At 60.2% G+C, this 15,341-nt stretch carries 19 protein-coding genes; 11 read left to right on the top strand and 8 right to left on the bottom strand.

What is annotated here, in order from left to right:
• The first annotated feature begins 60 nt into the window (after nt 1–60).
• From G536_RS31890 to G536_RS0124300, 4 genes are all read left to right on the top strand, one after another.
• Complete coding sequence (locus G536_RS31890) at nt 61–906, top strand: cupin domain-containing protein (protein ID WP_022826218.1); 846 nt, start codon at nt 61–63, stop codon at nt 904–906.
• Between the two features lie 481 nt (nt 907–1,387).
• The gene (gene vgrG, locus G536_RS0124315) at nt 1,388–3,178 is read left to right on the top strand and encodes a type VI secretion system tip protein VgrG (protein ID WP_051167092.1); all 1,791 of its coding nucleotides are present in this window, start codon (nt 1,388–1,390) and stop codon (nt 3,176–3,178) included.
• Between the two features lie 695 nt (nt 3,179–3,873).
• Nucleotides 3,874–5,169 carry a type VI secretion system tube protein TssD gene (tssD, locus tag G536_RS31180; RefSeq protein WP_157530922.1) on the top strand — a complete coding sequence of 432 codons (1,296 nt, stop codon included), beginning with the start codon at nt 3,874–3,876 and terminating at the stop codon, nt 5,167–5,169.
• The gene (locus tag G536_RS0124300) at nt 5,166–5,639 is read left to right on the top strand and encodes a YrhA family protein (RefSeq protein WP_022826214.1); all 474 of its coding nucleotides are present in this window, start codon (nt 5,166–5,168) and stop codon (nt 5,637–5,639) included. The genes tssD and G536_RS0124300 overlap by 4 nt, the downstream gene beginning before the upstream one ends.
• 59 nt (nt 5,640–5,698) lie before the next feature.
• On the opposite strand, the gene G536_RS32380 is transcribed toward G536_RS0124300, so the two are convergent.
• Nucleotides 5,699–6,295 (bottom strand): HNH endonuclease, encoded by a 597-nt coding sequence (locus G536_RS32380; RefSeq protein ID WP_157530921.1) that lies wholly within the window; start codon nt 6,293–6,295, stop codon nt 5,699–5,701.
• The gene (locus G536_RS31175; RefSeq protein WP_026880549.1) at nt 6,220–6,528 is read right to left on the bottom strand and encodes a hypothetical protein; all 309 of its coding nucleotides are present in this window, start codon (nt 6,526–6,528) and stop codon (nt 6,220–6,222) included. The genes G536_RS32380 and G536_RS31175 overlap by 76 nt, the downstream gene beginning before the upstream one ends.
• A gap of 469 nt (nt 6,529–6,997) precedes the next feature.
• Here G536_RS31175 and G536_RS32375 point away from each other — a divergent pair, with 469 nt between their 5' ends.
• From G536_RS32375 to G536_RS32370, 3 genes are all read left to right on the top strand, one after another.
• Complete coding sequence (locus tag G536_RS32375) at nt 6,998–7,198, top strand: hypothetical protein (protein WP_157530920.1); 201 nt, start codon at nt 6,998–7,000, stop codon at nt 7,196–7,198.
• Nucleotides 7,188–7,514, top strand: a complete 327-nt coding sequence (locus G536_RS0124275) for a hypothetical protein (protein ID WP_022826211.1) — start codon at nt 7,188–7,190, stop codon at nt 7,512–7,514. Before G536_RS32375 ends, G536_RS0124275 begins: the two co-directional genes overlap by 11 nt.
• Nucleotides 7,515–7,612: 98 nt before the next feature.
• Complete coding sequence (locus G536_RS32370; RefSeq protein ID WP_157530919.1) at nt 7,613–8,164, top strand: hypothetical protein; 552 nt, start codon at nt 7,613–7,615, stop codon at nt 8,162–8,164.
• A 77-nt stretch (nt 8,165–8,241) separates the two neighbouring features.
• Here the strand turns inward: G536_RS32370 and G536_RS32365 are convergent, their stop codons facing one another.
• A complete protein-coding gene (locus G536_RS32365; protein WP_157530918.1) occupies nt 8,242–8,454 on the bottom strand; it encodes a hypothetical protein in 213 nt (70 codons plus the stop codon).
• Between G536_RS32365 and G536_RS32360 the strand changes: the two genes are divergently transcribed.
• The gene (locus G536_RS32360) at nt 8,446–8,607 is read left to right on the top strand and encodes a hypothetical protein (RefSeq protein ID WP_157530916.1); all 162 of its coding nucleotides are present in this window, start codon (nt 8,446–8,448) and stop codon (nt 8,605–8,607) included. The two genes, G536_RS32365 and G536_RS32360, sit on opposite strands and share 9 nt — an antisense overlap.
• Nucleotides 8,608–8,693: 86 nt before the next feature.
• Here the strand turns inward: G536_RS32360 and G536_RS31170 are convergent, their stop codons facing one another.
• Both G536_RS31170 and G536_RS0124245 read right to left on the bottom strand, forming a co-directional pair.
• The gene (locus G536_RS31170; RefSeq protein ID WP_022826207.1) at nt 8,694–9,095 is read right to left on the bottom strand and encodes a helix-turn-helix domain-containing protein; all 402 of its coding nucleotides are present in this window, start codon (nt 9,093–9,095) and stop codon (nt 8,694–8,696) included.
• Nucleotides 9,096–9,678: 583 nt separating this feature from the next.
• The gene (locus tag G536_RS0124245; protein ID WP_022826205.1) at nt 9,679–9,921 is read right to left on the bottom strand and encodes a helix-turn-helix domain-containing protein; all 243 of its coding nucleotides are present in this window, start codon (nt 9,919–9,921) and stop codon (nt 9,679–9,681) included.
• A 202-nt stretch (nt 9,922–10,123) separates the two neighbouring features.
• On the opposite strand from G536_RS0124245, the gene G536_RS0124240 reads away from it, so the two are divergent.
• The 3 genes from G536_RS0124240 (at nt 10,124) to G536_RS0124230 (ending at nt 11,930) form a co-directional block, all read left to right on the top strand.
• Nucleotides 10,124–10,597, top strand: a complete 474-nt coding sequence (locus G536_RS0124240) for a hypothetical protein (RefSeq protein WP_157530915.1) — start codon at nt 10,124–10,126, stop codon at nt 10,595–10,597.
• Nucleotides 10,598–10,664: 67 nt separating this feature from the next.
• On the top strand, nt 10,665–11,282 hold the full coding sequence (locus tag G536_RS0124235) for a hypothetical protein (RefSeq protein WP_022826203.1): 618 nt from the start codon (nt 10,665–10,667) through the stop codon (nt 11,280–11,282).
• A gap of 123 nt (nt 11,283–11,405) precedes the next feature.
• Nucleotides 11,406–11,930, top strand: a complete 525-nt coding sequence (locus G536_RS0124230) for a hypothetical protein (RefSeq protein WP_022826202.1) — start codon at nt 11,406–11,408, stop codon at nt 11,928–11,930.
• A gap of 774 nt (nt 11,931–12,704) precedes the next feature.
• Here G536_RS0124230 and G536_RS32355 read toward each other — a convergent pair.
• The 3 genes from G536_RS32355 to G536_RS0124215 form a co-directional block, all read right to left on the bottom strand.
• A complete protein-coding gene (locus G536_RS32355; RefSeq protein ID WP_157530914.1) occupies nt 12,705–12,881 on the bottom strand; it encodes a hypothetical protein in 177 nt (58 codons plus the stop codon).
• Between the two features lie 432 nt (nt 12,882–13,313).
• A complete protein-coding gene (locus tag G536_RS32825; RefSeq protein WP_022826200.1) occupies nt 13,314–14,468 on the bottom strand; it encodes a DUF5712 family protein in 1,155 nt (384 codons plus the stop codon).
• Nucleotides 14,469–14,663: 195 nt separating this feature from the next.
• Nucleotides 14,664–15,266, bottom strand: coding sequence for a hypothetical protein (locus tag G536_RS0124215; protein ID WP_157530913.1), 603 nt, complete (start codon nt 15,264–15,266; stop codon nt 14,664–14,666).
• Nucleotides 15,267–15,341 lie beyond the last annotated feature (75 nt).

Genomic DNA, 15,341 nt, shown 5'->3' with positions numbered 1-15,341 from the left:
CCGTTTCACACCCACAACCCGAATGACTTGAAGGTGTAGGCCCGCGATACGAGCGGGGAGTTGGCCTTATTCGACTACGAAGGCGTGGAGCCGGCGGGCCCTTCCTTACACAAGCACCTGACCCAGGACGAGACTTTTTACGTGGTGGCGGGCGAGTTTCTGTTTCAGGTGGGCGCGCAAAAACACTTGCTGCACGCCGGCGACACCATTTTTCTGCCCCGCCAGGTAGCCCATACCTGGGTGCAGCGCAGTGCGCGCGGCCGGTTGCTGTGCTGGGTACAGCCAGCTGGTAATCTAGAGGAGTTCTTCGTGTTCATGAGCCAGCAGACCACGCCGCTCTCGCCCGGGCAGGTCCAGCAGGTGCATGCCCGCTACGGCATGGAACGCCTCGGACCCGGCCTCTCGCCCACGCTCGACTACGCGCTAAGTCCGGGGTTGGACACTGGGTTTGTGACGGCGGCCGGGGCGGGGCGGCGAGACGAGCACACCCGCTTGCATGGCCGCAACGCCAACGACCTGAAAATAGCCGGTTCGGATACGGGGGGCACGTTCAGCCTGTTTGAGTACACCGGCAACGAGCAGGGCGGCCCGCCGCTGCACGTGCACCCGCACCAGGACGAGGTATTTTACGTGCTTGAGGGTCGCTATCGCTTTCGGGTGGGGACTACGGAGCACGAGTTGACGGCCGGCGATCTGATCTTCCTGCCCCGCGCGGTGCCCCACACCTTCGCGCAACTCACGGCGACGGGGCGGCTGTTGTTTTCCTTCCAGCCCACGGGCCGTATGGAGGAATTCTTCCGGGCCCTAGCAGCGCAGCCGGCGCCCCCCACGCCGGCCGTGGGCGCCCAGTTGTTCGCCGCCCACGACATGCAGGTCGTAGGACCGCCGCTGACTGTGGATCGCTAGCGCCGGCAGACAGGGCATACCCCTGCTGGCAACGATGGTAGCAAGAGGCTCTTGCTCCTAAGCGTAGGCGTTGACACCCCGGATTCTGTCCCAAAAAACGGTCGTGGCTGTTGCAGAACACTACCGACATTGTGGTGAAGACCTCTTGGAGCCTTATTGCGCCGAGAATAGGAGCGCTAAACAGGATTTTTAGCCTGCATTATTCGCCGTTGCTAGCCATTCCATCCTCTGCTAGGAGTTCTGCAACAGCCACGGTCGTTTTCGTAGACAGACGAGACAAACGTGCCACGCGGCGCCACGAGCATTATCCGGCCCTAACCGCTCCTAGCCGCTGCTGGGTTTTGGGCCGTGAGCGGGCTGTGCTTAGTCTTGTTATAAAAGGCATTGGCTATATTGAGCTGGTCAGCATCGGTTGTTGGCTATACCCCTCCCCTTGCCCAGTAAGGCGACTCCCGCTATACTCGGCTAATCCGCCTTCCCCGTGGAACCAACTGGCCCCTCGTTTCCCCTTCCGATTCCCAGCTCGTCTGCTGACTGTACCGCCCGGGTGCTGGTGGCCGGGGTGGATGTATCCCCTACGATTTCCTTTCACTCGCTTACGGTGCGGCATAAAGTGAATCGCATTCCGTCGGCCACGCTTGTCCTGGTGGCCCGTGCCGGGAGCAGTCCTCTGTTTCTGCAGGAGGAGACAACCACCTTCCTTCCCGGGAAGGCCGTAGAAATCAGACTGGGCTACGGGGCGCAGGAACTCCCCGTTTTTAAAGGCCTCATCACCAAGTGCCAGTTGAAGCTGCGCAAGAACCAGCACCGATTGCGGGTAGCCTGTCAGGATGAAGCAGTCCGAATGACGATTGGCCGCAAAAGCCAGCATTACGAGGCTCAGCGCGAAAGTGACCTGCTGGCCGCTCTCATCCGGGGCCACCACTTGGGGGCTCAGCTACCGACTACCAGCGCCTGGCTGCCCGAGGTAGTTCAGCACGAGGCCACCGACTGGGAGTTTATGCGGTATCGTGCGGCAGCCAATGGCTGGCTCGTGTTCGTGGCGGACGGCACGGTACAGCTGGCGCCCCCCGACGCGGCCCAGGAGCCCGTCGTCACGCTGGCTTACGGCACTACATTGCTCGCCTTCGACGCCGCAGTGGATGCCCGGCGGCAAAGCGGTAATTGGACGGCGCATAGTTGGAGCGCGGCCGAGCAGGCGATGGTCACCGCTGAGGCCGCTGAACCTGGGCTACCCCGCCTCGGCAACCAGCCCCAAACGGCGTTGGCGGGGGTACCGGGGGGGGCAAGGCAGGACGTGCGGCACGGCGGTCAACTGGACTCGGCAGAGCTGCAGGCCTGGGCCGATGCCCGAGCCTTGTGGGAGCGGCTGGCCAGCGTACGGGGGCGGGCACGGATGCCAGGCGTTGCCGGCGTGCGGCCGGGCCAGCTGATTGCCTTTACGGGGGTCGGTGAACAGTGGCAGGGCCAAACGCTCGTCACTGGGGTCCGCCACCACGTCGCGGGTGGCCGCTGGCAGACCAAGGTACAGTTTGGTTTACGCCCGAAGGCATCCGTGGCCCAAAGCTTCAGGCGTCCCCTACCTGCGGCGGGCCTGCTACCGGGCGTGGGCGGCCTGCACACGGGGATCGTGACGCGCCTCTCTGGGGACCCAGCCGGGGAAGACCGGATCAAAGTGCGCCTGCCACTGATCAGCGCCGACCACGAAGGGCTATGGGCGCGGCTTGCCACGTTGGACGCCGGCCACGACCGGGGTACGTATTTCCGGCCGGAAATCAACGATGAGGTGCTCGTGGGGTTTGTGCACGAGGATCCCCGTTACCCGGTGGTCCTGGGAATGTGTCACAGCAGTCAAAAGCCCGCGCCTACCCCGCCGGCCGACGAGAATCACGTCAAAGGCTACGTGTCGCGCGCCAAGCTGCAGCTGAGGTTTGACGACGAGCAGAAAATAGTGACCATCCAGACGCCGGCCGGCAATAAACTGACCCTTTCGGAAGAAGAGCAAGCGATCCGACTCGAAGACCAGCAGGGCAACCGGCTGGTGCTCGACCGCACCGGGATTCGGCTCGAGAGCAGCGGCGATATCCTGCTTCAGGCAGCCCGCGATGTGCAAATGACGGGACAGGGTCTGAGGCTCGAAGCGAAGCACGAATTTAAGGCCTTTGGTATGAGCGGGGCCGAGCTTTCGTCCGACACGACGACCAGTGTAAAAGGGAGCGCCATCACCGTGATTCGGGGTGGGGTGGTGCTCATCGACGAAACCAACCCGTAGCGGTCGGTCTGGGGGAGTCACGGGAACTCATTCCTGAGGAAGCCAAGCTCTAGCCTAGTAGTAACGGAGCGTCAGGACGCCAAACGCTTATAGCCCAACCCGGCCCAGCAACGCTTTTCTCCGGTCACGGACTACCGTAGCAGTTAGTGAGTAAAGCCGCCACAAGCCGTAAGAAAAGCGAGCAAGATGCAGGATCTGGTGCAGCGAGTCAACCTAATCAAGAAGCAACAGTAGGACGTTTCTTCTTAGCATGTAACTTTTGTTCAAAAAGCGTTTCGACATACGTTTTATTGACCTAACCTTTACGAACTACTGGCTTATAAAACAAATAAGCTTACATAGCCGGTAGTCCTTCAATTGTGGGCGTGCAGAAAAAGGCACCTTTCGAAGTCTGGCTGGTAGAAATCAGCACCGACCCCGCCACCATGGCCCAGGGGCGCAAAAAGTACAGCCGCTTACTACGCGAGTACGCTCGCCTCAACTCAATTACCCAACCCAATAGCACAGCGAATCTCTCCTTTGCCGCAGCCTGTCTATTAGAAAACGGTTCTTTGTGGCGCCTTGGGGATAACAGCCTTGCTTGGGCACCCTACCAATAGGTGCTGTTGCGCCGTTGGTATATTTTAGGCACCGACATTACACGTTCCAGCCAAGAGAAAATTTCTATTTTACTGGTCTACTTAGCCGTATTCGCCGTGCCTATTCTATATGCTGAAATTCAGGTCGCCGGGCTAAGCGCCGGTTGTGCGGTGGCCGACTTCCACTTTTACCAAATCACTGATTACGAAGGCCGACCTAATTCAACAGTTCGGGTTGGCCTGTTGCAAGTAACCCTAACCGGAGAGGAGGCAGCTTGGCCTGTGTGGGAAACCTTGATGTTCGACCCTTATCGTCGGGAAAGTGGCCACTTAGTATTCTTCCAGGGTGAAGGCCAAAAGGCCAAACAGGTCACCTTCTACAACGCTGCCTTAGTACACTACGAGTGCCGGTTTGATGCCCGCAGCACGGATGGGGCAACTTCTTTTCAAACCGAGCTGCACTTCTCTGCCGCTACGACTGAGGTGCAAGGACAACGCCTGGAAGCCCACAGCCTGATTCCCTGGGCCACCGATGAAGCTACCCGCTTCCGGGCCCTGACCAAGCCGCCCGAACTGCGGCCATCGGCGACGCTAGCCGCCATCATGCGTAGCGGGACGCTAAAAGCTGAAACGGTGGCCTCAAGCATTATAAAACGCGTAGTTACCCCTGCTGGAGAGGTAGCAACAGAAGTTCTCGGCTTGGGCGCCACGGCTATTGCCCGGGCTGCTTCCCTGACCGCTGCCTTAGTGCTTGCGCCCGCTAATGACCCCAATGCGCCCGGCTATGACGCCGACAAAAACTTCTCCGCCCAGCATCCCACCATTCCACCTGACCCCGATGCTTTCCGCTTAGCCCAGCTAGAAGCCGCGCATTTAAATAAGGCGCTGACAACGGCGGAAGAAGCCGAGTACATAACCTTGCTGGCGAAAGTAAAAGGCATACACGTGCACAGTCTAGCCGATTTGTATGCTACCGGCCCGCTGCGTGGCGAAACTGTTCACTTGCCGGAATTCTATATCATTCCTCTCTCTTATACCAAACGACCTGAAGCAGACTTGGATGCTTTGCGGCGCAAATTTAACTCGTCAGCTAGGAAGAGCTTTTTAAAACACATAGGCAGTGACCCTGCAACCGTCCAGCGCTTACGTAAAGCGGGTCTAGACGATGCCACTATCGACCGCATAGCCTCTGGTAAATGCCCCAGCGGTTATCAGGTGCACCACAAAGTACCGCTCGATGACGGGGGGGACAATCGCTTCGATAATCTGATGCTCATCAAAAATGACCCGTACCACTTGGTCGTTACTAATGTGCAGAACACGCTAACAGGCGACCTGCAAGCCGGCCAGACCCGCGTGGTTCAGTGGCCTATCTGTAACGATATTATCTACCCACCGACTCCTCAACCATGAGCGCTACTTCTCAACAGTTACTGGCCAACGTATTACAGGATAAGGCCGAAGCCAGTGAGGCCATCCAGCAGCCGCTAGCAGAAGCAGCGCAAAGCGAATTTAAACAACAGGTTCGCCGGATGCTAACGTATGAATTGCCTGCCGCATACGTAGCTATTCTGGCCCAGTCAGACGGCTTGGATTGTAATGGGGTGGTGCTTTACGCTAGCAAACCATATTATGCCGAGAAGAAATTTGTTATTCAGGGTTTTGTGGAAGCTAACGTGCTCCTGCGCGACTACCTTCCGAATCGCGACTTTGTGTACTTCGCCGAATCAGGCATGGACTTTTACCGCCATAACCTGCAAAGCCAAAAATTTGAAATTAGCGCCCGTGTCGGGGGAGTGGTAGTTAAGTCGTTTGACACACCCGAGGAATTGTTCGATCAAGTGCTAAACCATATGCTGGACAACTACGACGACGAAGACTAACGAGTACACTGTACAGTGTTAATGGTGGGTACAGCGCTTCAACTACAAAGCGCCCCCAGCTAAGTTACCGCCTGCCCAAGGTCTGTGTTGCCTTGCCAGGTCGGAACACAACTCATCCTGGCCATTTCCCCCGATGCCACGCCAGAAACTGCGGGTCGGACAGAAACCGCCGCCGGGCGAGCAGCCGCAGCACCTGCCCGTGGTACTGCCTCAGTAATACCCCCGGCCTGCGCGTCCGAACGACTTCCTGCCCGTACTGCCGGAGCTATCTCGACCACGTAGCCAGCAGGCCGGATAGTGAATAGTCCTAGCTCAAAAGCCCGATCATGCAGTGCGTTTAAAGCCACTTCATTACGTGGATTCAGTCGATTCACTTCATCTGCTGCCCACGGCTTAATATAACCCGCCACAAGTAGCGCTGGCTGACGCAAACCCGTAACGCAACAGGTGTTATCATAGGCTGCCAGTACCGTGCGCCGAAAGAATTGCTGGTTAACCCGCACCTTGACCAGTTGCTTTTTCACCCGGCCTACGGGTACCGGCGGCAGCGGCTCGTATTCGGCCGCAACTTCTTCCAGCGTCAGGTGGTGGGCTTCCGCCAGCAGACGCTCACTTCCAGTGCCCGCCCCGACCAGTCGGCGTAGAACTCTCGCCATACCTGCCGGTCCAGGTGGCTGACATTCGCCATGCCCACCCTATCGAGGTTGGGGTCGAGGCTGGCAAAGTTCACCAGCTTATAGGTCACCGAGCTAAGCGTACGGTTCAGCAGCCCCGCCAACTGGATAATAGCCGGATTGCCCTTGTGTATTTGCCCGAACGGCGTCTTGCAGGACAGATTGATGGTCAGCAGCAGTTCATCACGGGTCCAGAGACGTTGACCTGTTTTCATACCGGCAAACTAACCTTATTCCTGCCTAAATTTATATCTCTTTCCCAGCTCTACAACCGCCACAATATCACTTTTTTCCTCTCTCGTCTAACGCCTTACGGAGAAGAACACGCACATGAGTTGACAGATTAAATCCTAATTCCTTTGCCAAATCTTGTGAAGCATCCAAGAGTTCTTGGTCAAGGCGAATGTGCAGAATACCAGGCTTAGGCTTATCTGCGTCTTTGGCTTCTAGCTTCTTATTGGATGCCATGAGTAGCGAATATTTTGATACAAAAGTAGGATATCCATCAACTCAATACATTTTTTAAACCAGTCATATATTTTGTGTTGCATTTGTTAATACAATTTGTATGTTTGCATTGTATTAACAAATGCAACACAAATGAATGCATCCAACATTGCTTTTCAGCGATTGGCTCTGCCCGCAAGTCGGACAACAAGTAAAGCAGCACGTTCCTCGGCCACTTTGCGTACCCGAGTTACGGCCTTGACCTTCCCGTCTTCTTACTTGAGCGAAACGGAGCAACTGCTGTCCAACCACCGCGTCCACAAGGACGAGAACGCCCAGCAACTCGCCCGCTGGCGGACCACCACTTCGCCGGCCCTCGCCAAGCGCCAGCAGGCCAGTTTCCCACTCCCCGTCTCGCTGGCCGGCCATGTGGTATAGCAAACAGCTGCGGCAAGTCCGCCGGGCCCGCCAAGCGGCCCGCGCCCAGCAGCACCAGCTGCTCGCCCTGGAACTGGAGGGCATTGTGGCTCTGACCCTGCACTCGGCCACCCAGGCGGTGACCGTGCCTGTCGAGCGGGCCGCGGGCGCACAAGTGGTTGACACGCTCCGCGAAGCCCTGTGTGACCGGCGCCAGGCCCTAAAGACGGAAGCCCGCCAGTTGCGCCAGGACTGGCAGGAAAGCGAAACGCGACAAGTCCGCAAGGGGCAAACCCGCCCCGACCAACCGCCGGCCAGCGACGACTCCGCTGCCTAACGCCTCGCGCAGCCAGCCGCCGAACCCCGGGGGTGGCGCCCACCTGCCCTTTTCCGACGGTTACTTCCCCTCACGCTCCCCGCGTTCACGTCCTGGCTATGCCTTTTTCTCGCGCCTTTTCCGCCGCCCCCGTCTGCCTTCCCTATCAGCAAGCCACACCGGCCCAACGAGTGCAGGCTTTGGCCTTCCTCCACCAGCGCCTTCCCCATCACTTCCCCACCCTGCGACCTAGCACTTGGGCTCAGGCTTTGGCCGAGTTCCAGCCCGATCTGTGGCTCACTGGCTCCGCCCTCACGCTCGCTGAGCCGGACGTGACGCAACTCGCTCAGCACCTGGCATCTTCCCCGGAACTACCCGTCTTGGACCCACCCCTATACGGGCTACCGGCTCTGCGCCTAGCTCAACACGGCCTGCACGCCAGCGTATTGGCGGCGGGGGCTCTGCCGGAAGTGGTGGCCAGCGCGCCCTGCGGCCCCCGGCTCTACGCCCTGTTGCGCTGCCTGACCCGGCCCAATCCCCTCGCTCAGCAAGTCGTGCAGGCGTGGTGCTGGAATTTGCCTACCGCCCCGCCCCTGCCGCCGGTCCTGCCGGGGAGAGGGCCAGCGCCGGGGAGTTCCGAAGTCGAAGAGTGGCTTCACCGCCTCCGATAAGTTGGCGGCCCGGGTAGCCTCCCGCCGGTGGCGCACCCGTTACGGAAGGATGGCTTCGATTGCAGCAAGAGCCCAAGCTAATTTTTAAGGTGAGCGGCACCACCCTGCACGCCTGGCCCACTACTGGCCGCCATCCGTTCGGGCCCTACAGCCCGTCCACGTCCTTTGACGTGAATTCGCCTCAGGTGCTCGTCGTATTCCACCAGCACAAGGCAGGCCATTTCGCGGAGTTGCTGGCACAACTCCAGAGGATCGCGCAGCACGCTCACTTCGCCAACGGCATGGGGCACACGTACGGTCTGACGACCCTGGAGTACCGCCTTGCCGAAATCACGGAGTACCCCGTGCTGCAGGACCTAGTGGCCATCAATCGGCTGCTGCGGGCCCAAACGGGAACGTTTGACATTGCCCTCATCGAGACCTGCTCCGCTTGCCGGGAGTAAGCAAGCGTGTTCGGCAGCTTCGGGCGCTATTTCTTTCGGGAGCCGCCAGCAAGAGATTAGGTGGTGGCGAACTAGCGCCGGACCGGCTACTGCGTAGCGGCTATCACGTTGTTGATGGCCGTCAGGCGCGCGACCGCGCGCTCCAGCGTGGCCTTCGTACCATCTAATTCAATGGAAACGACGAGGGGATGCTTTACCGCCTCGGGTGGGGTGCTCGTGGAAGACGGGCGGCTGGGACTTGGGTAGCTCTTGCTTGGTTCTTCCACCGGCGCCGGTCCGGCTGGCCTGGTTAGGTCTACGTTGCGAAGCTCCTCGATGCTCACCGCAAACACGTGCGCTAGCTTCGTTAGGGCTTCGAGCTTGGGGGTTGATTTCCCGCTTTCGTACCGGCTAATCGTGTTATAGTCCGTGGCTATTTTGTCTCCCAGGTCCGATTGGGACCACTCGGCTTTGCGCCGCAAAAAGCGCAGGTTTTTGGCAAAATACATACAGTGCGCTGAAATCACGCAAAAGTAAGCGCCTATTAATCTGCATTTTACAGCATAAATGTAGTATAATACTTAATTTAGTGTCAAATGTGCAGCTGCTTGAGCTGTATATTGCAATAACAACGGGTTTTTTACTGCACTATCAGCTGCACACCCCCGAACCTCTGTAACCTCCGCAGCGCTCAGACAATCCCTTCCGATGCCTTCCGTACTAATTCGCTCCCACAGTGCCGGTACCCCGCTTGCCACGCCACAAATCGAGAAAAACGACCGCGCCGACTTGCTTACTTGGTATTTAGAACGGGCTTGGCCCGCTCCGCGAAACCCAAAAAACGAAGTATGCGACGGCCCCCACCGCCCCATTTTTCAGAGCTACTTCTTGGCCGCTACGCGTGCGACGCCGGCATTCCATGGTCCTTTTCGCGCCGGGTGAGCATTACGTTTCCCTGCAGTGCTAGTTACAATCGGAAGGCCGGCAGTAAGCGAAGCGGATAGCCGCTTGATTGGACGTGGCTTCAGTGAAATCTCAGCGCCGATAGGGGTTGGTGCCAGAGACGAATCAGGCAAGCCGTTGCTCCACTGCTCATCCAGCAGGGGGAGCCGGGGGTACCGGAAACTGCATCAGCTCGCTGAGCGAGATTTCCAGCCCCTGCGCCAGCGAAGCCAGCACGTCGAGCGTCACCGAGTAGCGGGCCGTCTCCAGCCGGTAGATGGTCGGCTTGGACACGTCGGCCACATCGGCCAGCGCCTGCTGGCTCCAGCCCCGTGCTTCGCGCAACCGCCGCAGGTGCTGGCCGAAGGCCTGCAAAACCACCTCGTTTTTCACCCCGGCAAGCTGGAACTAAATAGCACCTCGTTTGTAGTCACATGTGATTACAATTATCCCTTTTCTGTATCTTGCGGCTCTTTCCGAGCCCTCTTGTTCCCCTGCTATGGCCTCCTCCACTGCTCCGCTCCCCGTCCCCACCCCCTGGCGGGTGCCCTATGCCCAGGCATCGGCCCTGCAGCTATCCCGGGCCCTCGTCTCCGTGCAGGAAGAAAGGCTCATCTACTACCCCGGCCTGAGCTGGGAAAGCTGGGTCTATGCGCTGCTCACGGTGCAACCCGATTTGTGGGTTACGCAGGAAACTGCGCACCTAGACCAACAAGGCCTCCAACGGATGACGCGCTGCCTGTATTCCTACCTGCAAACGGACGTCGTCCAGCACCGCGTCCTGGGGCCGCGCAGCCCGTATTTTGCCCAGCAGCTGGTCAACCGCCAGGACGATGCCATCGATGCCCTAGCCGAAATCGAAGCGGCCCCATCCGCCTGCGGTCCCGCCGTCTACGGCTTGGTCACGGGCCTGGCCGCGGGCGACATCGCGGCCCTCCTGGTCTACCAAGCTACCGAACCGGGCCCGCATGAGCGGCCCCGCAACGCAGACCGGGCCCGGGCCCGTGCCGCCGTCCCCGGCCGGTTGCAGGCCTTGCGCGAAGCCCGCGGCGAACCAACCGGCAATTAACGACCGCGCCCCCGGTAGCCATTGGGCCAGTGCACCCCTTTTTTTCCTGCTTACCCTTTCCGAACGCATGCTGTTTCCGTCCCGCTTCCGTTTCCCGCCCGCCGTGCGCCTGCTCCTCACCAGCGGGTTGCTGCTCGCCAGCGGGTTGCTGCTCGCCAGTTGCTCGTCGCCGAGTTCGACCACCCTGCCGGCGGATTCCGCCACGGAAACTGCCCCTCCCTCGCCGCCCGCGTTCCCGTTTGGCGGGAAAGTCGATTCGCTCAACGGCCTCGCGGGCCATACCTTCGGGGAGCCCGTGAGTGCATTCCCCAAGATGCGCCCAATACCGCCCCAACCGGGTGAACTGACGCAGGCTTACGCCTACGAGGGGACCACCGGCTGGTTCGGCAAGCACCAAGCGCAGGTGCGCACCCAGCTCTATTACTTTCTCGATGGCAAATTCTGCCGCTTCCTGGCCCTTGGCGACGCCGCCGTGCTGCGGCCGCAAGTCACGTACCTTTTCGGTCGGGGCCAAGCAGAGGGCCAGTACCGGCTCTTCTGGGAAGGCAGCCGGGCTCGGGCTGCGTATACTGAAAAAGCTCAGGGGTTTGGGTTCGAAGGCCGGCTGGACGTGCTGAGCAAGCCGCTGGAAGCCGCGCTGGCGGCCCAGCAGCAAGCCCGACTCCAGGCGGAGAACGCCCAGTAGGGCGCTGGTAAACCAGCCGGGCAGAAGCTTCCAGGACGCGGGCGACGTCCGCCCGCCCAACACCCCTACCCCGGCCGGCCAGGGTCTTCTCTCCATTGCTCATTTCTGATCCGATACGTCCTTATGCCATCCGCCCCTCTTGAATCCGGAACCCTCGACGGTCACTGCATCCCCTACCGCTTTACCACCCGCGGCCAACGGGCGGAGGCCGTGCTCTGGGTGGCGCAGCAACTCCACGACCACTTTCCCACCCTGTCCGTAGCCGCGTGGTCGCAGGCCTTCCACCAGTTTCGGCCCGACCTATGGGAAGACCGCGACGGCATCCGCCTCGACTACGAAGACCTGTACCAGTTCACCCAGTACGTGGCCAGCTCGTCGCTGGTGCCCTTCCTCGACCCGCCCATCCACGACCCGGATGGCTGCTACCTGGCCCAAATAGTGGTCTACTATTTCCAGCGAGCCACCGCGGCGGCAGCCGAACTGGAAGCCCTCCCCGAAGTCCGTCTCCCCCGGACGCGAAGTCTTGTCGACACGCTGGCGGGTGGCAACAGCATCGCCGAACGGGTGCTGCGGGTGACCCGCGAACGGCGGCGGCGGACCACGGGCCGGCTTGGCGCAGCGAACGCCCAGCCGGACCTGGTTGAATAAGCCGAGTGCAGCAAACCGGTGAGTCCGGGTGCTGGCCGTTGGGTGAGAGCAGGAAGCCCGGCACACGCAGCCTTGTCCTTACCCAAATCTTTTTCCGCCTTCGCCAAGGTAACGCCAAGGCCTTTTTTGCTGGCTGCCCGCGCTTGAAAAGCAGTAAAGTGGGTAGACGATTGCTCGAAAAAGCCCTTCCGGCCATGTGGCCGGAAGGGCTTTTGAGTTTTGGGTAAGGACAAGCACACGCAGCTCGGCCTTCTGCTAGCAACGGGGACAACCTCCCGCTAGACTTTACCAGCGCATCGGTCTACTTGTAGTGGACCAACCCAGCCCCGCATCGGGCCGATTTTGGTCGCTAGCTCCCCTACTACCCGAGTCGCCCAACGCCCCCGCCGCACAGCGCCTCCTCCCCGTACCTCATGCCGGCTTCATGCCGTCTTTAGGCCACCCGCTACTGCTGACCGTGGGGGCCTTGACGGTCACTACATCCCCTACCGCTATATCACCCGCGGCCAACGAGCGGAGGCCGTGCTCTGGCTGACGCAGCAACTCCATGACCACTTTCCCACCCTGTCCGTGATCGGGTGGTCGCCGGCCTTCCACGAATTCCCGCCCGCGCGGTAAGAACACCGCGATGGCAGCCGCCTCGCCTACGGGAACTTGGCCCGGTTTGCCCAGCGCCTCGTCGACTCGTCGCGGGTGCCCGACCTTGACCCGCCCCCATCTGCGGCGCCGAGGCGCGCTACCTGGCCGAGGTCTATGAGTACCGGCACCAAGTGGCTACTGGTCGGCGCCCCGAACTGGCAGCCGGGCCCAGGCCCGTAACCGGGAGGCAAGGGCGTTAATTGAGCGGCTGGCTATTGTCCACTGCGTCGCCGAGCGTGGGCGGCGGATAACCCAGTAAGCGGCGGCGACTGGCCCGCGGAAAGCCCCGGAGGTGAAGAAGCCGGGCAACATCTCTGCTACGCTTTACGGACGGGTCCGGCGAACGGCCTGCTCTAAAGGCCTTAGTCCTGGCACAGGCAAACCACCTCGCTTGTCGGGCGGCCCGACACGATTGTAGACCTTGGTCGGGACGGCCTGCCCCGCACTGCCATACGCTCAACTGGCCGACGCTCCCTTTCTAGGTACGGGGGGCGGCTCCATTCTTTTCTCCCGGAGACAGTACGCCGACTCGCGTTTTCGGCGTACTGCCGTTCGCCCGCCCGTAGGCTTTACACGCCGGTTGAGCTGGTGCCAGGGGCAGCGGCCAGGGGCGCGCCGGGTGCGTCGGCCCCCGGGCTGTACCCCGGTCGGGCGCGATTTTCCCAGGCCGGCAGCTCGTCCCGTGTCAAGCGATCAGGCGTGCCCACGAACGAGCCCTTGGTTAAAGGGGGACGGCCCGGCACGTTACCGTTCCCACTCCTGCTCCTGCTCTTTTTCCGCGTCGCTGCGCACGTCCTGCGTCCGGCTTTTTGGTGCCATTGCTGTTCCCAACTTTTTAGCCGAACGTTCCAGCGCCTGCATCCCGGCGGCCAGCGTTGGCTCCTCCCGGCGCTTAGGCAAGGGTGTTGAAAATTCCCGGTTGGGGTCGATGGCCCGGCCGGTGTATAGCTTGGGTTCCTGGGCTACCCGGCCTGTCGCCAGATAGTGGTATGGCTGGGGTGTGTACTTTCCCTTCTCGGCGTTGCGCTCGATCTGGCTCAGGGTGGCGTAGAACACGTTGTCATACTTGCGCTCCTTGGCAATGTCTTTCACTCGGCTGGGGTCGAGCTGCAAGGAGGGATCGAGCTTGGAATTTAGGCGGGCAACCTGTACGTCGAGCCGGGCATCCTTGGCGGCTAACTGCTCCGGGGTCAACGGCTTTTTCTCTTTCCGGTTGGCCGCCGCCTTACTCGTTATTTCCTCCACTTTCTGCTCCACCCGCTGCCGGCGGGTCGGCTCTTTTGCTGCCAGGTCGCGGGGCACCGTGCGCCCGAACTGCACTTCCATCTGGGTGACGGCCTCCGCCTGGAACTGCACCCGATTGAACCGGTCGGCCTTGCCCAACGGGTTGAGTGTAATCTTCTGGTCGGCATCGCGGGCCGATACCATCACGTGGATATGGGTTTGCAGGCCCTCCTTTTTCTCGCCCTGCATCCCCTCATCGGTGCCCCGGTTCTTACGTTCCTGGTGAATGGTGGCCGCCCACACCAGGTCGGCTTCTCCCAACTCCTTCCCGTTTTTCAACTTGAAGTTTTTGGCGTAGAGGTCCATCACGTTCTGGGTGTATTCCTCCAGCGCCTTGGGGTTGTTGCCAATGAGCAGTAGCTCGTCGGCGCTCGGACTCAGCACGAGCGAATGAAATTTGGGGTCGTCTTTTCCCAGACCTTTCACATTGCCGTCGAGCATCTTTACCACTTCGTCGGCTGTCTTGGGTTCGGTGCCGGGGGCTCCAAAGAAGGTCGCTTCGCCGCCGGCCTCCTTGGCTTCCTTCACCAAATAGTTGGCACACCGCTGGGAACTACCATTGTTGTTATAGACTACTTTGCCGTTGGTCTTGGGGTTGATTACTTTGGCATACATCGCAGAGTTGAGTTCAGCAGTGAGAATAAAAAGGCCCGGTACAACCCGGGTTACAACTCCGGTTGCACGGCCAAAAAAGTGCCCTTACATTCCGGCGGCACTCCCGGTTGTAAGGGCAAAACCGGCTGGAACGCCCGGCCGGTTGCAAGCGCATTTTGCTGCCAACTGGTAGAAGTCCCGGTGCAACCGCCCTTGCTATTTTGGGGTTGCCCCCGCAGCCGAGGTTGCATTGCCCGGCGTACTCGGCGCACTCGGCAGTTTGGCCGGGGTGGCTGGAACCTGGGGCTTGGGGCTGAGCGTGGGTGTGGGTACGTTGTTGGTTTTAATGAACTCGCGCACCGCCGTAGCCAGTTGCTGGTCGCGCCCATTCGTAACCAATTGCATCTGCGTGTCGGCACTACTGGCCGGCATATTCTGTGCCTTCGCAAATAGCTGCACGGCAAAGTCTCGAATGACAAACGCTTCCAGATTGACCTTGAATAGCTGCTCCACCATCGGGGCCAGGTAGCTGGTTTCGACCGCGACTTGGTGGGCGAGCAAGTTGCTTTCAATCTGCTGCAAGTAGTTCACGGTGCCGGCCTGCTGCTGCTGTAAAAAGCCGTAAAGCGTTTTCTCCCACCCGCGCAAAATCGAAATCAGCCGGTTGCCAATGTCTGCATTTTGCTGCCGAACCGCCAGTGTCTCGTGGCTCACTTTGGCCGACACGTTGGCCAATCCGTGCGGCCGCTCCTTGGTGGGGTCGAGCCCGGTTTCGGCAAAATAAGCAATGGCGGCGTTGGCATATTTGCGTTTGCTCATCTTGAGTTTTTTCGCGTGGGTCGTCAGAACGCGGTCTGTCTCCTGCGTGATCTTGAGGTCGGCTAACTCAGGGTT

The sequence above is a fragment of the Hymenobacter norwichensis DSM 15439 genome (assembly GCF_000420705.1).
Taxonomy (GTDB): Bacteria; Bacteroidota; Bacteroidia; order Cytophagales; family Hymenobacteraceae; genus Hymenobacter; species Hymenobacter norwichensis.
The sequence above is the reverse complement of the archived record's forward strand: the minus strand, read 5'-3'. Positions and strand labels throughout refer to the sequence as shown.

Excerpts from the sequence above, each read along its gene's own strand:
- G536_RS0124300 (WP_022826214.1), top strand. The coding sequence starts at position 5,166 with ATGAGCGCTACTTCTCAACAGTTACTGGCCAACGTATTACAGGATAAG.
- G536_RS32380 (WP_157530921.1), bottom strand. The coding sequence starts at position 6,295 with ATGGCGAGAGTTCTACGCCGACTGGTCGGGGCGGGCACTGGAAGTGAG.
- G536_RS31175 (WP_026880549.1), bottom strand. The coding sequence starts at position 6,528 with ATGAAAACAGGTCAACGTCTCTGGACCCGTGATGAACTGCTGCTGACC.
- G536_RS0124275 (WP_022826211.1), top strand. The coding sequence starts at position 7,188 with ATGTGGTATAGCAAACAGCTGCGGCAAGTCCGCCGGGCCCGCCAAGCG.
- G536_RS32370 (WP_157530919.1), top strand. The coding sequence starts at position 7,613 with ATGCCTTTTTCTCGCGCCTTTTCCGCCGCCCCCGTCTGCCTTCCCTAT.
- G536_RS32360 (WP_157530916.1), top strand. The coding sequence starts at position 8,446 with ATGGGGCACACGTACGGTCTGACGACCCTGGAGTACCGCCTTGCCGAA.
- G536_RS31170 (WP_022826207.1), bottom strand. The coding sequence starts at position 9,095 with ATGTATTTTGCCAAAAACCTGCGCTTTTTGCGGCGCAAAGCCGAGTGG.
- G536_RS0124235 (WP_022826203.1), top strand. The coding sequence starts at position 10,665 with ATGCTGTTTCCGTCCCGCTTCCGTTTCCCGCCCGCCGTGCGCCTGCTC.
- G536_RS0124230 (WP_022826202.1), top strand. The coding sequence starts at position 11,406 with ATGCCATCCGCCCCTCTTGAATCCGGAACCCTCGACGGTCACTGCATC.
- G536_RS32355 (WP_157530914.1), bottom strand. The coding sequence starts at position 12,881 with ATGTTGCCCGGCTTCTTCACCTCCGGGGCTTTCCGCGGGCCAGTCGCC.
- G536_RS32825 (WP_022826200.1), bottom strand. The coding sequence starts at position 14,468 with ATGTATGCCAAAGTAATCAACCCCAAGACCAACGGCAAAGTAGTCTAT.
- G536_RS0124215 (WP_157530913.1), bottom strand. The coding sequence starts at position 15,266 with ATGAGCAAACGCAAATATGCCAACGCCGCCATTGCTTATTTTGCCGAA.